The organism is Pantoea sp. PA1 (assembly GCF_056856975.1).
On the sequence record NZ_JBXGEE010000008.1, the window covers coordinates 88,016 to 102,256 of the forward strand.

Annotated in this window: 15 protein-coding genes; 5 read left to right on the forward strand and 10 right to left on the reverse strand. The window is 57.1% G+C overall.

Annotated features, from left to right (window positions below):
- Window positions 1-105: 105 nt before the first annotated feature.
- Window positions 106-1,095 (forward strand): sulfate ABC transporter substrate-binding protein, encoded by a 990-nt coding sequence (locus AC1V0D_RS20865; protein ID WP_009088055.1) that lies wholly within the window; start codon window positions 106-108, stop codon window positions 1,093-1,095.
- Window positions 1,096-1,246: 151 nt separating this feature from the next.
- Complete coding sequence (locus tag AC1V0D_RS20870; protein ID WP_167432373.1) at window positions 1,247-2,020, forward strand: CDP-diacylglycerol diphosphatase; 774 nt, start codon at window positions 1,247-1,249, stop codon at window positions 2,018-2,020.
- A 26-nt stretch (window positions 2,021-2,046) separates the two neighbouring features.
- On the opposite strand, the gene tpiA is transcribed toward AC1V0D_RS20870, so the two are convergent.
- Together tpiA and AC1V0D_RS20880 are read right to left on the reverse strand one after the other, a co-directional pair.
- Window positions 2,047-2,814: a triose-phosphate isomerase gene (gene tpiA / locus AC1V0D_RS20875; RefSeq protein ID WP_009088051.1), complete on the reverse strand. Its 768-nt coding sequence runs from the start codon at window positions 2,812-2,814 to the stop codon at window positions 2,047-2,049.
- Window positions 2,815-2,934: 120 nt separating this feature from the next.
- Window positions 2,935-3,525, reverse strand: coding sequence for a DUF1454 family protein (locus tag AC1V0D_RS20880; protein WP_009088047.1), 591 nt, complete (start codon window positions 3,523-3,525; stop codon window positions 2,935-2,937).
- 96 nt (window positions 3,526-3,621) lie between these two features.
- Between AC1V0D_RS20880 and AC1V0D_RS20885 the strand changes: the two genes are divergently transcribed.
- A complete protein-coding gene (locus AC1V0D_RS20885) occupies window positions 3,622-4,056 on the forward strand; it encodes a DUF805 domain-containing protein (protein WP_009088044.1) in 435 nt (144 codons plus the stop codon).
- Here AC1V0D_RS20885 and fpr read toward each other — a convergent pair.
- The gene (gene fpr, locus AC1V0D_RS20890; protein ID WP_009088043.1) at window positions 4,047-4,793 is read right to left on the reverse strand and encodes a ferredoxin--NADP(+) reductase; all 747 of its coding nucleotides are present in this window, start codon (window positions 4,791-4,793) and stop codon (window positions 4,047-4,049) included. The two genes, AC1V0D_RS20885 and fpr, sit on opposite strands and share 10 nt — an antisense overlap.
- 273 nt (window positions 4,794-5,066) lie before the next feature.
- On the opposite strand from fpr, the gene emrD reads away from it, so the two are divergent.
- Window positions 5,067-6,260: a multidrug efflux MFS transporter EmrD gene (emrD, locus tag AC1V0D_RS20895; protein ID WP_084690423.1), complete on the forward strand. Its 1,194-nt coding sequence runs from the start codon at window positions 5,067-5,069 to the stop codon at window positions 6,258-6,260.
- On the opposite strand, the gene glpX is transcribed toward emrD, so the two are convergent.
- The 3 genes from glpX to AC1V0D_RS20910 all read right to left on the reverse strand — a co-directional run bounded on the left by glpX (window position 6,250) and on the right by AC1V0D_RS20910 (window position 9,753).
- Window positions 6,250-7,260: a class II fructose-bisphosphatase gene (gene glpX / locus AC1V0D_RS20900; RefSeq protein WP_058957357.1), complete on the reverse strand. Its 1,011-nt coding sequence runs from the start codon at window positions 7,258-7,260 to the stop codon at window positions 6,250-6,252. The two genes, emrD and glpX, sit on opposite strands and share 11 nt — an antisense overlap.
- Before the next feature lie 96 nt (window positions 7,261-7,356).
- Complete coding sequence (gene glpK, locus AC1V0D_RS20905) at window positions 7,357-8,868, reverse strand: glycerol kinase GlpK (protein WP_009088036.1); 1,512 nt, start codon at window positions 8,866-8,868, stop codon at window positions 7,357-7,359.
- Window positions 8,869-8,898: 30 nt separating this feature from the next.
- A complete protein-coding gene (locus AC1V0D_RS20910; protein WP_009088034.1) occupies window positions 8,899-9,753 on the reverse strand; it encodes an MIP/aquaporin family protein in 855 nt (284 codons plus the stop codon).
- Window positions 9,754-10,158: 405 nt separating this feature from the next.
- On the opposite strand from AC1V0D_RS20910, the gene zapB reads away from it, so the two are divergent.
- Window positions 10,159-10,398 (forward strand): cell division protein ZapB, encoded by a 240-nt coding sequence (zapB, locus tag AC1V0D_RS20915; RefSeq protein ID WP_003851242.1) that lies wholly within the window; start codon window positions 10,159-10,161, stop codon window positions 10,396-10,398.
- Window positions 10,399-10,469: 71 nt separating this feature from the next.
- Here zapB and rraA read toward each other — a convergent pair whose 3' ends face one another.
- From rraA to ftsN, 4 genes are all read right to left on the reverse strand, one after another.
- The gene (rraA, locus tag AC1V0D_RS20920) at window positions 10,470-10,955 is read right to left on the reverse strand and encodes a ribonuclease E activity regulator RraA (protein ID WP_009088032.1); all 486 of its coding nucleotides are present in this window, start codon (window positions 10,953-10,955) and stop codon (window positions 10,470-10,472) included.
- A gap of 158 nt (window positions 10,956-11,113) precedes the next feature.
- Window positions 11,114-12,451, reverse strand: coding sequence for an HslU--HslV peptidase ATPase subunit (gene hslU / locus AC1V0D_RS20925; protein WP_046100836.1), 1,338 nt, complete (start codon window positions 12,449-12,451; stop codon window positions 11,114-11,116).
- A gap of 10 nt (window positions 12,452-12,461) precedes the next feature.
- Window positions 12,462-12,992 carry an ATP-dependent protease subunit HslV gene (gene hslV, locus AC1V0D_RS20930; protein ID WP_009088029.1) on the reverse strand — a complete coding sequence of 177 codons (531 nt, stop codon included), beginning with the start codon at window positions 12,990-12,992 and terminating at the stop codon, window positions 12,462-12,464.
- A gap of 88 nt (window positions 12,993-13,080) precedes the next feature.
- The gene (gene ftsN / locus AC1V0D_RS20935; protein WP_482907999.1) at window positions 13,081-14,136 is read right to left on the reverse strand and encodes a cell division protein FtsN; all 1,056 of its coding nucleotides are present in this window, start codon (window positions 14,134-14,136) and stop codon (window positions 13,081-13,083) included.
- Window positions 14,137-14,241 lie beyond the last annotated feature (105 nt).

Here is a 14,241-nt window from a genome sequence, read left to right on the forward strand (position 1 = left end):
CGCCAGCCTATATTCCCCACAGTTATAACCACTTATTTTTAATTCTTTAAGCTCTGTATTGGTTTATGTCACGCTACGCCCATAACGACATTGGGAGAGTGCGTAATGAACAAGTGGAGTATCGGCGTTACCCTGTTGCTGGCCTCAACCAGCGTTCTGGCAAAAGACATTCAGCTGCTTAACGTGTCCTACGATCCAACGCGTGAGCTGTACGAACAGTACAATAAAGCGTTCAGTGCGCACTACAAACAGGAAACCGGCGATAACGTCGTGGTGCGTCAGTCCCATGGCGGCTCCGGCAAGCAGGCAACCTCCGTAATTAACGGCATCCGGGCAGATGTGGTGACGCTGGCCCTGCAATCCGATGTCGATGCCATTGCAGAACGCGGGCGTATTGATAAAAACTGGCTTCAGCGTCTGCCGGATAACTCCGCCCCTTACACCTCGACCATTGTCTTCCTGGTACGCAAAGGCAATCCCAAAGGCATTCATGACTGGAGCGACCTGATCAAACCAGGTGTCTCTGTCATCACCCCTAACCCGAAAACCTCCGGCGGGGCACGCTGGAACTATCTGGCGGCCTGGGGCTGGGCGCTGGATCACAACAATGGCGATCAGGCTAAAGCGCTGGCTTACGTCAGAGCGCTGTTTAAAAACGTTGAGGTGCAGGATTCCGGTGCGCGTGGCGCGACCAACACCTTCGTTGAGCGCGGCATTGGTGACGTCCTCATCGCCTGGGAAAACGAAGCCTATCTGGCGGTGAACAAGCTGGGCAAAGATAAGTTCGAGATTGTGACGCCGAGTGAATCCATTCTGGCTGAGCCGACCGTGTCGGTAGTCGATAAGGTGGTGGACGAAAAGGGTACGCGTAAGGTTGCGGACGCCTATCTGAAATACCTCTACTCGCCGGAAGGCCAGACGATTGCCGCGCAGAACTACTACCGTCCGCGTGATGCTGAGATTGCGAAGAAATTTTCCAGCACCTTTGCGCCCGTGAAACTGTTCACCATTCAGGACAAGTTTGGTGGCTGGACACAGGCTCAGAAAGCCCACTTCGCCGATGGCGGCAGCTATGACCAGGTCATGAAACCGTAAGGCATGGCGGTCAGCGCATCTCTGCGCTGACCGCTTAACGCGACACCTCTCTCTTCTCCACCCCTGCTGCGCTATCAGCCAGAATTCCCCGTGACATTCTTTTCCCGCCAGGCGAGGATGCAGGCTGCGAAGCCACTCAGGAAGCGTTGTTATGCCGATACACCGTCATGCAGCCCGCGGGATGGCGATCCTGCTGGTGCTGGTCATTGCGGGGATGCTGGCGGCCGCACTGCATTTTAAAAAGAACAGTGATGCGCTGTGGCAGATCGTCAGCGAGAAATGTGTGCCCCACCAGCAGAGCAGTGGCAACCCTGCGCCCTGTCAGCGTGTCGATCGGCCACATCGTTATGCCATGCTGAAAGATATCCATGGGCCATTGCAGTTTCTGCTGATTCCGCTCGACAGGATCACGGGCATAGAAAGCCCGCGCTTACTTCAGCCAGCCACACCCAACTATTTTGCCTTTGCCTGGCATGAACGCTATCTGTTAGCCCAGCGGCATGGCTCGCCGATTGACGACCGGGTTCTGTCGCTGGCTATTAATTCAGAGTATGGCCGCACCCAGAACCAGCTTCATATTCACCTCTCCTGCCTGCGCCCCGATGTGCGTCGGCAACTCGATACGCTGACGCCGCAGCTTAACGGCCAGTGGCAGCGCAGCACGCTGCGTCAGCATCACTACTGGCTGCGTGCCCTGACGCCAGCCGAACTGGCGCAGCAGAGTGCCTTTATCCGTCTGGCCAGTGAGCGGCCACAGGCGCGCACAGAGATGGGGAAATATGGACTGGCGCTGGCGCAGTTAAGCGACGGGCGACTGGTGCTGATGGCGATAGAGCGAAACTGGCTGCTGCTGAATAGCGGGTCGGCGGAGGAGGTGCAGGATCATAGCTGCCAGCTGATTGCGCCCATAAAAAAGGCGGCTTAAGCCGCCTTTAATCTGTGTATCAACGCTTAGGCGCTTTTTGCCGCCGCCGCCGCTTTCACGATGACCGCAAACGCGTCAGCTTTCAGTGACGCACCGCCAACCAGCGCACCATCGATGTCAGGCTGGGTGAACAGCTCTGCCGCATTTTTGTCGTTAACGGAGCCGCCGTACTGAATGATGACCTGCTCCGCGACTGCCGCATCTTTCTTCGCGATGTGGTCACGGATGAATTTGTGCACGGCCTGAGCCTGCGCAGGGGTCGCCGATTTACCGGTACCGATAGCCCAGACGGGCTCATAGGCGATGACCGCACCATTGAACGCTTCAGCGCCCTGGGTTTCCAGCACGGCATCCAGCTGACGAGCGCAGACTTCTTCGGTTTTACCCGCTTCGTTTTCTGCTTCGGTTTCACCGATGCAGAGCACGGGAACCAGACCCACTGACTTCAGCACCGCGAATTTCTTCGCGATGAACTCGTCGCTCTCTTTGTGGTAAGTACGACGCTCTGAGTGGCCGATAATGATATATTTCGCGCCGATATCTTTCAGCATCTCTGCGGAAACTTCACCGGTGAAGGCACCAGACAGGTTAACGTCTGCGTTCTGTGCACCCAGTGCAATGTGACTACCGGAGAGGGCGTGTTTTGCCTGCTCGAGATAGAGTGCCGGCGGTGCAATGGCAACGCCACAACCGTCAACGCCAGACAGTTCCTTGCGCAGACCGGCGATCAGTTCAGCTGTGATCTGCTTGCTGCCATTCAACTTCCAGTTACCCATAACCAGTGGATGTCGCATTCTATCCTCCGCATAACGCGATACATGAAAAATCGCTGCCAGCCGGCAGCGTTGTCTGCCAGACAGTATAGAGATCAAATGTTGCGATGGCTTTGCTTTTCGTCATTTTCGGCCACATCATCAGGGGCTGGCGAGCGCCAGTTTGACCGGCTCAATCGCAAAGGTCAGCCCCTTGTCACCGCTGTCAGAGACGACAAATCGCAGCGCGCCGTCGACCTGCGCATAGTAGGGTGAATCCTTGCCAGCATTCAGCAACGCCTCCAGCTTTTTACGCCCCTCTTCGGCACTTAATCCCGGCACAAAGAAGCGCAGCAGGGCGGTCATGTAGGCCAGCGCCTTTTGCTGCGAGGCGCTCTGATCCGGGCCAGGTAACGGCAGCCAGGTAATCTGCAACGTTTTGATTTTGCCGGTGCCGGGCTCCAGCGCCGTAGAGGCGTAGAGCGTCTCATTGATTTTGCTGGCAGCCCGCGTCAGGTTGCTTTTGTCACCGCGATTATCAATAGCGCGATACTCCGGCAGGATGAGCGCGGCATTGGCCAGATTATACTTTTCGCGAAACTGGCCGATAGTCATATCAAAGGTGGGCGCACCCGCCAGCAGATAGGGGGCGGGAGGCAACGCATCGGTCCGCTCCTGCGGTGGCGGATCGGCGGCAAAGACCGGAACCGTCAGCGCAAACGATAACAGCAGTGCGCCAGGCAAATTCTTCATTTTGTCGATCCTGTCCCGTAAACTCAGGCGCAAATTAAAACGGTTTTTATCCGCGAGGTCAAAAGCGCGGCAGCTCTCTTTTCCGGATGATAAAGCATGACGTTACAACAATGGTGTTTTTCCTGGCGCGGCCGGCTGGGACGACGTGATTTCTGGATCTGGCAGGCGGTCTGGCTGCTGACAACGACACTGCTCTTCGTGCTGGCGGCTAACGACTGGCTCGATACCCAGATGGCGGCCTTTGGCGTGGTCTGCCTGCTGTGGCCTGCCAGCGCGGTGATCGTCAAACGGCTGCACGATCGCGATCGTCCCGGCTACTGGGGGTTGCTGGTGATCGTGGCCTGGCTGCTGGTGGTGGGGAACTGGAGCATGCTGGCGGGCATCCTGCCCTGGCTGCTGGGACGCGCCATTCCCTTTGTTTTACTGGCGGGCCTGCTGCTCGACCTCGGCGTTTTTCGCGGCTCCCCCGGCGCTAACCGGTTTGGCCCGGCGACCCAGCCGGTGCGATACCGCTCAACGGCTCACCAGTAATGTTCGCTGGTGATATGCCCCGGCTTACGCTTAAGGTGTTTGCGCATCTCACGTGTCTCTTTCAGGAGTTGCTGAGTATCACGCACCATCTGCGGGTTACCGCACAGCATCACATGGCTGCTCTCTGCATCCAGTGTCAGACCGGTGGCCCGCTCCAGCTCGCCATTCTCAATCAGCGCAGGTACCCGGCCAGTCAGCGAACCGGCAATCTCTTCGCGACTTACCACCGTCTGAATCTGTAGCTGACCCTGATAACGCTGCTGCAGCTGCTGCATCAGCGGTAAAAAACTCAGGTCGGCCGCATAACGCGCGGCATGCACCAGCACGATATTTTCAAAGCGTTCCAGCCCTTCGCCCTGCTGCAGCATCGACAGGTAAGGACCAATAGCGGTGCCGGTCGCCAGCATCCACAGCGTCCTGCACGGCGGAACCTCATCCAGCACAAAGAAGCCCGCGGCTTCTTTGGTGACCATCACCTGATCGCCTGGCTGGAGGGCCTGCAGATGCGGGCTGAGCTTGCCCTCTGGCACCGTAACCAGATAGAACTCCAGCAGATCATCTTTCGGCGCGTTGACGTAGGAGTAAGCGCGCTGCACGCGTTCCCCCTCAATTTCCAGCGCCAGTTTGGCAAATTGCCCGGCGATAAAGGGATCGACCGGTGCCGTCACCCGCAGACTGAACAGCGCATCCGTCCAGTTTTTGACTTCCTTTACTTCAGCATTGACCCACTCAGCCATACTCACTCCCTGGTTGTTGATGATTCAGGCAGGTCACTATTTTCGCGGCTGCCCGGCGCTATTGCCAGCCTGCGCCCTCGCAAAGGCTCGAATCGACAAACCGTTGCATTCCCTTTACAGGCTGGTGCATAAACTTGACAGGCGCAAGCCAGGACCTTTTCGTCTGCCTCTCGCTTTGTCACCTAATCCTGATATTTTGCCCGCCATAATAAGATGTCCGGCGGGTGAACCGCTGTTTTAACCTCCTTTCACAGAAAGATATTTTGTATAACCATGATGACGAAACTGGAAAATCGCCCGCTGCTGGTGATGCTGATTGTGCTGGTGGCCGTGGGTCAGATGGCGCAGACCATTTATGTTCCGGCTATGGCGGTAATGGCCGATGCGCTGAACGTGCGGGATGGCGCGCTGCAACGCGTGATGGCGGCCTATCTGATGACCTATGGCGGATCGCAACTGATCTACGGCCCGCTGTCGGACAGCGTGGGGCGGCGCCCGGTGATCCTGGCAGGCATGCTGATCTTTATGATCGGGGCGGTGACCGCGCTGATGGCGACCTCGCTGGATATGCTGGTGCTTGGCAGCGCCGTGCAGGGGCTGGGAACCGGCGTGGCTGGCGTGATGGCCCGCACCATGCCGCGCGATCTTTATGAGGGTCACGCGCTGCGCCGTGCTAACAGCCTGCTGAATATGGGCATTCTGGTCAGCCCGCTGCTGGCGCCGGTGATTGGTGCGCTGCTGACCCAGCTCTTTGGCTGGCATGCCTGCTTTGCCTTCCTGCTGCTGCTCTGCCTGACGGTAACCGGTGCGATGGCGCGCTGGCTGCCGGAGACCCGGCCGCAGAGTGCAGAAGTGACGCCCTTCTTTAAACGCTACGCCCGTCTGCTCAGCGACGCGAATTTCGTCCGCTACATCGTGCTGCTGATTGGCGCGCTCGCCGGAATTGCGGTATTTGAGTCGAGCTGCGGTGTATTACTGGGCGGCGTGCTGGGCCTGCACAGCCTGACTGTCAGTATCCTGTTTATTCTGCCGATTCCGGCGGCCTTCTTTGGCGCCTGGTTTGCCGGCCGCGAGCAGGGCTCCTGGCATAGCCTGATGTGGTGGGGCGTGAACAGCTGCCTGCTGGCGGGCATTCTGATGTGGATCCCGGCGTGGTTCGGCGTGATGAATATCTGGACCCTGCTGGTGCCAGCCGCGCTCTTCTTTTTTGGTGCCGGTATGCTTTTTCCGCTGGCAACCTCTGGCGCTATGGAGCCTTATGCCTGGCTGGCGGGTAGCGCGGGCGCGCTGATTGGCGGGCTGATGAACCTGGGATCGGGTCTGGTCGCGTGGCTGTCAGCGATGATGCCGCAGCGCGACCAGTTCAGCCTGGGGATGCTGATGTTCTTCACGGCGCTGGTGATGCTGCTCTGCTGGTTGCCGCTCTCACGTCAGCCGGAGCGCGGCAACCAGGCGGTTACAGGATAAACGGATGAAGCGCCGGATCCTTGCGGTCAAGATAGTGAATCGACTGGATACGGCGGATGGTGCGTGATTTACCGCGAATCAGCAGGGTTTCGCTGGTGGCGATATTGCCCTGACGCGTAATGCCTTTCAGCAGCTCGCCACTGGTAATGCCGGTGGCGGCAAAGACCACGTTGTCGTTGCGCGCCATCTCACTCAGCGTCAGCTTTTTCCCTGCCTCAATCCCCATCTCTGCACAGCGCTGCAGCTCCTGCTCGCCGAGCAGACGGTTTTCCGCGCTGTCGCCCTTAACGTGATGACGCGCCAGCAGCCGGCCCTGCATATCGCCGTCCAGCGCCCGGATGACGGCCGCAGAGACCACGCCTTCCGGCGCACCGCCGATGCCATACATCACATCCACTTCGCTGTCCGGCATGCAGGTCAGAATGGAGGCGGCCACGTCGCCATCCGGGAAGGTGAAGACCCGCACACCCAGCTGCTGCAGCTGACCAATCACCGCGTCATGGCGGGGTTTTGCCAGAATCGACACGGTTAACTGCGACAGCGGCTTGTTCATCGCGATAGCGATATTACGCAGGTTGGTTTCCAGCGGCAGGTCGAGATCGATTGCCCCGTGGGCGGCCGGCCCCACAATCAGCTTCTCCATGTACATATCGGGTGCGTGGAGAAAACTGCCCTTGTCGCCCACGGCCATGACGGCCAGCGCGTTAGCCTGACCCAGCGCCGTCATGCGGGTGCCTTCAATCGGATCGACCGCAATATCGACCGCGTCGCCGCGACCGGTGCCGACCTTTTCACCGATATAGAGCATCGGGGCTTCGTCGATTTCGCCTTCGCCGATCACAATCTGGCCGTCGATCTCAATGGAGTTGAGGACGTGACGCATGGCATGAACAGCCGCGCCATCGGCCGCATTTTTGTCGCCGCGCCCTAACCAGTGATAGCCCGCCAGAGCGGCAGCTTCGGTTACGCGGGAAAATTCAATGGCAAGTTCTCGTTTCATGGTCTCTGCCTGACAAAAAACAGACAGGCAGTGTAACACAGCGGGAGAGTGGGGCGGGGAAAAGGCCCGCGACACAGACGGTCGCGGGCCCCGGTATTACTCTTCTTCTTCCCACGCCTGCGCGCGGGCGACGGCTTTTTTCCAGCCGGCATAGCGGAAGTTACGTTCGGTGGTTTCCAGGCTTGGGCGGAACTCACGCTCAATCACCGATTTTGCACGGACTTCATCCAGATCCTGCCAGAAGCCGACGGCCAGACCCGCCAGATATGCTGAACCCAGCGCCGTGACTTCACGCACTTCCGGACGCTCAACACGGGTGCCGAGGATGTCAGACTGGAACTGCATCAGGAAGTTGTTGGCCACCGCGCCCCCATCCACACGCAGCGCCTGCAGACGGGTGTTCGCATCGTTCTGCATCGCTTCCAGAACGTCGCGGGTCTGATAAGCGATCGACTCCAGCGTGGCGCGGATGATGTGGTTAGCGTTCGCACCGCGCGTCAGACCGAAGATCGCGCCACGGGCATACGGGTCCCAGTAAGGTGCGCCCAGACCGGTGAATGCCGGTACCATGTAGACGCCGTTGGTATCTTTCACTTTCATCGCAAAGTATTCAGAGTCAGCGGCATCGCTGATCAGCTTCATCTCATCGCGCAGCCACTGAATCGAGGCACCCCCGATGAATACCGCCCCTTCCAGCGCATAGTTCACTTCACCACGCGGGCCACAGGCGATGGTGGTCAGCAGGCCATGCGTTGAGGTTACCGCTTCAGTACCGGTGTTCATCAGCATAAAGCAGCCGGTGCCGTAGGTATTTTTCGCCATGCCAGGCTGGACGCAGAGCTGGCCATAGAGCGCCGCCTGCTGGTCACCGGCAATACCGGCGATAGGAATACGCGTGCCGCCTTTACCGCCGATGTTGGTCTGACCATAGACTTCAGACGACGATTTCACTTCCGGCAGCATTTCACGCGGGATATCCAGGATATCCAGCAGGCGCTGATCCCACTCCAGCTTGTGAATGTTGAACATCATGGTACGGGAGGCGTTGGTGTAATCGGTGATATGTACGCGGCCCTGGGTCATTTTCCAGACCAGCCAGGTATCAACGGTGCCGAACAGCAGCTCGCCACGTTTCGCACGCTCACGCGCGCCTTCAACGTTATCGAGGATCCACTTCACTTTGGTGCCGGAGAAGTAGGGGTTAATCACCAGACCGGTGGTGTGCTGGATATACTCTTCCAGTCCCTCTTTCTTCAGTTTGTTACAGTAGTCGGCGGTGCGGGGATCCTGCCAGACGATGGCGTTATAGACCGGCTTACCGGTCTCTTTGTCCCAGACGATAGCGGTTTCACGCTGATTGGTGATACCGATAGCGGCAATTTCATCGGAGCGAATATCGGCGTGTGCCAGCACTTCAACCAGCGTGGAGCTTTGAGAGGCCCAGATATCCATCGGATCATGCTCAACCCAGCCCGCTTTCGGGTAGATCTGGGTAAATTCACGCTGCGAGACGGCGACGATGTTGGCGTCATGATCGAGGATCACGGCGCGTGAACTGGTTGTGCCCTGATCGAGCGCGACAATGTATTTTTTATCTGTGGTAGTCATAAATTCAGTCCTGATGATAAAAAGTGAAACTTACGCTTTACGCTGCTGAGCGCGTGCAACCGGTTTGTCTGCAGGAACACTGGCAGGTTCCTTCGCGGTGCCTGGCAGATAGCGGCCAATCAGTGCGCGATAACCTACGGCACCCAGGCAGGCACCGACCAGCGGGCCAAAAATCGGTACGAGGAAGTAAGGGATGTCACGACCGCCGGTGAAGGCAACGTTACCCCAGCCTGCCAGCCATGCGAAAATCTTCGGTCCGAAATCACGTGCCGGGTTCAGGGCAAAGCCGGTCAGCGGACCCATTGCGCCACCAATTACCGCGACCAGCAGGCCGATCAGCAGGGGTGCCAGTGGGCCGCGTGGGATGCCGTTACCGTCATCCGTCAGACCCATAATGACCGCCATCAGTACCGCCGTGATGACCATCTCAACCAGGAATGCCTGACCGACACCGATGTGCGGGTTAGGATAGGTTGAGAAGATGCCCGCCAGGTCGAGACTCTCAACCGTACCGCGCACCATCTGATGGCTCTGCTCATAGTCAATAAAGAGGCTGTAGTAGAGGCCATAGACCAGCGCTGCGGCACAAAAGGCGCCGGCAACCTGTGAGATGATGTAGGGCAGAACTTTACGTCCTTCAAAATTAGCAAACAGGCAGAGCGCCACGGTAATGGCCGGGTTCAGGTGCGCACCCGAAATGCCTGCGGTGAGGTAGGCGGCCATGGAAACGCCCAGCCCCCAGATGATGCAGATTTCCCACTGACCGAATGCGGCACCGGCGAGTTTCAGTGCGGCCACACAGCCCGCGCCGAAGAAAATAATCAAGCCTGTCCCCAGAAATTCGGCAATACACTGACCTTTGAGCGTGTTAGTTGTCTGACTCATAATAGTGGTTCCTGAAGCGAGGTTAAATTTTATCAGTTTTTGTTCTCATTCCATGAGTCGCCCAGCTTTATTGTAGGGTTGGTGTGAATTTATCGTTAACGAACATAAACGAGAAATAGCGAAATCATTTTTTGTGTACTGTGTCATAAAAATGCGCGTTTTCGCGTATTCCGGCTTTCTTTCGCCCTTAAATGCGCCGGATAGCGGGCGTGGCGGAGGGATCTCTGTGTGCCGTTGATCGGAGCACAGCATAAATTCAGGCATAGACTGAAAAGTGTTACAGACTACGCCCGGCGCGCCCGCGTTGCTGGACTTGCGGGGTGAGGGTACATACAATCGGGACAACGTTGCTGGCTAGCGCTGGCATCATCAACGCCTTGCAGGAATTTAGGAGAGGTCAGAAAGATGTCATTTGAAGTGTTTGAGAAACTGGAAGCGAAAGTACAGCAGGCGATTGATACCATCACCCTGTTGCAGATGGAAATCGAAGAGCTGAAAGAGCAGAACAACTCACTGCGTAACGATGCGCAACAAGTCGCGGGCAACCACGATGCGCTGATGCGTGAAAATCAGCACCTGAAAGAAGAGCAGCACGTCTGGCAGGAACGTCTGCGCGCACTGCTGGGAAAAATGGAAGAGGTTTGAAGCCTCAGCTGATGTGAAAAACGGGTGCTCAGGCACCCGTTTTCATGTCTGCTCCCGGTTGCTGTCGGACCTTATTCGAGGTCCAGCGCATCCTCTGACAGAATGATACCGGTGTTGTCGGCATAGAGATGGTCACCGGAAAAGAAGGTCACACCGCCGAAATTGACGCGCACATCGCTTTCACCAATCCCTTCACCCGCCGCGCCGGCCGGGATGGCGGCAATCGCCTGAATGCCAATTTCCAGCTCTTCCAGCTCGTCAACCTGACGTACTGACCCGTAGATGACCAGGCCTTCCCACTCGTTAGTGGCTGCCAGACGTGCCAGCTGCGCATCCACCAGCGCCCGACGTACGGAACCGCCGCCATCAATCACCAGCACCCGACCGCGGCCATTTTCTTCCAGCAGGTCGTAGAGTAAGCCGTTGTCTTCAAAGCATTTCACTGTGGTAATCTGACCACCGAATGAAGTGCGCCCACCAAAGTTTGAAAAAAGCGGTTCAACAACATTCACTTCTTCATGGTAGATATCGCAGAGTTCAGATGTATCGTATTTCATAAGGGTTTCGTCTGTTTGCCACAGGAATGCTAAGTATATCGCTATATGCAGATTGTTGGCAAAATCATCACCCTGAAAAAAGCATCGTTCGATCAAGAACATGCATAAAAAAGCCCAGCCGGTTCGGCTGGGCTTCTGAAAAGTGCGACATCCGTGAATCAGAGAATGAAGCGGCTCAGGTCTTCGTCAGCCACCAGTTCATCCAGATGTTTACCCACATAATCAGCATCGATGGTGACCGATTCACCGTGACGATCGCTGGCGTCATAGGAGATATCCTCCATCAGACGTTCCAGTACGGTATGCAGACGACGCGCACCGATGTTTTCGGTGGTTTCGTTAACCTGCCATGCGGCCTCAGCGATCCGGCGGATACCATCCTCGGTGAACTCAATATTCACGCCTTCGGTATTCATCAGCGCTTTGTACTGCACGGTCACAGACGCGTTAGGCTCTGTCAGAATGCGCTCGAAATCATTCACGGTCAGCGCCTGCAGTTCAACGCGGATAGGCAGACGACCCTGCAGTTCCGGAATTAAATCGGACGGGCTGGCAACCTGGAAAGCGCCCGAAGCGATAAACAGAATGTGGTCCGTTTTCACCATACCGTGCTTGGTTGAGACCGTGCAGCCTTCCACCAGTGGCAGCAGGTCGCGCTGAACGCCTTCGCGTGACACATCCGGACCGCCAGCATTCTGGCCGCCGCGCTTACAGATTTTGTCGATCTCATCGATAAACACGATACCGTGCTGCTCGACGGCATCGATGGCGTCCTGTTTAAGCTCTTCCGGATTCACCAGTTTTGCCGCTTCTTCTTCGATCAGCAGCTTCATCGCTTCTTTGATCTTCAGCTTGCGGGCTTTCTGCTTCTGGCCGCCGAGGTTCTGGAACATCGACTGCAGCTGGCTGGTCATCTCTTCCATTCCCGGAGGCGCCATGATTTCGACGCCCGGGCCGCTGGCGGCCAGGTCGATCTCAATCTCTTTGTCATCCAGCTGGCCTTCGCGCAGTTTTTTACGGAACGACTGGCGCGCCGCAGAAGGTTCCGCGCTCTGCTCTGACTGGCCCCAGTTGTTTTTGGCTGGTGGAATCAGAACATCCAGGATGCGCTCTTCCGCCATCTCTTCTGCTCGGTATTTGTTCTTTTCAATCGCCTGGCTGCGCACCATCTTAATGGCGGAGTCGGTCAGGTCGCGAATGATCGAATCGACTTCCTTACCGACATAACCCACTTCGGTAAATTTGGTCGCCTCGACCTTGATAAAGGGCGCATTGGCCAGTTTAGCCAGACGACGGGCGATCTCCGTTTTACCGACACCGGTCGGCCCGATCATCAGAATGTTTTTCGGGGTCACTTCATGGCGCAGCTCTTCATCCAGCTGCATGCGACGCCAGCGGTTGCGCAGTGCAATAGCCACGGCGCGCTTGGCGCTGTCCTGGCCGATAATAAAGCGGTTCAGTTCGCTGACGATTTCGCGTGGAGTCATCTCAGACATAGTTATACCTTTACGCCCTGGAGGTTAATTCTTCGAAATTAACGTTATGGTTAGTGTAGATGCAGATATCGCCTGCGATGTTCAGCGACTTCTCAACGATGTCGCGCGCGCCCATGTCGGTATTCTCCAGCAGCGCACGTGCCGCGGCCTGGGCGAAAGGTCCGCCGGAGCCGATGGCAATCAGATCGTTTTCAGGCTGAATTACATCACCATTACCGCTGATGATCAGTGAGGCGGACTCATCCGCGACCGCCAGCAGGGCTTCAAGCCGACGCAGCATACGGTCAGTACGCCAGTCTTTAGCCAGTTCCACCGCGGCTTTCACCAGGTGGCCCTGATGCATTTCCAGTTTACGTTCGAAAAGTTCAAACAGGGTGAAGGCGTCTGCGGTGCCGCCAGCAAATCCGGCAATCACCTTATCGTTGTATAAACGACGCACTTTTTTAACGTTGCCTTTCATCACGGTATTGCCGAGCGTAGCCTGGCCATCACCGCCAATCACTACCTGGCCGTTGCGTCGTACACTTACTATTGTTGTCACGGGCAGACCCCTTGTTGCAGTCGGAAAAGGACTCCGCGCACGGGGCGCGGAGTATCATGCAACAGATATGGGGCGGGTTTGACGGGTTTCAACCCCCGATTGAGAGGGGAATGCAGCCGGAGTGGCCGGAACTGCGCAGACGCTTCAGTGTGCTGTCCGCAGAGGCGCGATCTTTATACGGACCAATCACCACGCGATTCCAGCCGCCACCGGTCGTAATGCGGCTTTCAAATCCTTCAAAGGCTAAACCGGCACGCACTGACTCTGCCTGGTCGGTGCCTTTGAATGACCCGCACTGCACCATCCAGCGCTGCGAAGAGGCTTTCTCCGCCGGTTTCGCTTTTGCGGTCTCCTGCGGTTTTGACTGCACCTCGGGTTCCCGCGTAACTGGCGCAGGCTGCGTCTGGCGCTGAACATTTTGCTGCTGCTGCTGCTGCTGCTGCTGCTGCTGCTGCTGCTGCTGCTGCTGCTGCTGCTGCTGACGTTGCTGCTGTAACTGCAGCTGCTGCTGACGCTGTTGTTGCTGCTGCAACTGCTGCTGGCGCTGTTGCTGCTGTTGAGCCTGCAACTGCTGACGTTGCTGCTGCAGCTGTTGTTGCTGAACCTGCTGCTGCTGACGTTGCTGCTGTTGCTGGAACTGCTGCTGCTGGCGTTGCAGCTGCTGTAACTGCTGCTGATGCTGCAGCGTCTGCTGACGTTGCGCCGGTGTCTGTTCGTTCCACGGCACTTCGTTCAGCTGCGTTGGCTGCTGGCGCATATCCGCCTGCATCTGCTCCAGCAGCTGACGCTGCTCGTCAGTCAGCTGCGTCTGCGACTTCACCTCGCCACCCGAAGAGGGTTCGATAGGGGTCGGCACGGTAACCTGACGGTTCTCCAGCTCTTTAATATATTTCCAGCGCTCTTCGGGCTTCGGCGGTAAGCCATTGCCGTTGGCTTTATGATCCGTAATGACCGGCACGTCCTCTTTCTTGTGATGCGCCAGGAACCATAAACCACCGGCAAAGGTCACCAGCACGGCGACCGCCAGTACAATCATCAGTTTGGATGTTCCCGAACCGCCTTTGCTCTTCTTGCCGCGGCTGGGGCTTTTTTTGCGACGCGTCCCTGTTGAACGCCCGCGGCCTACGTAATCTTTTTGTGCCACTCTCGTTCTTATACCCTTCAAAAATAGTGCCAGATGGGCGAAATGATGATTTTTACGCGCCCGGCAAGGAGTCCGCCATGTTACTCAAGGGTCGGAACTTTGACC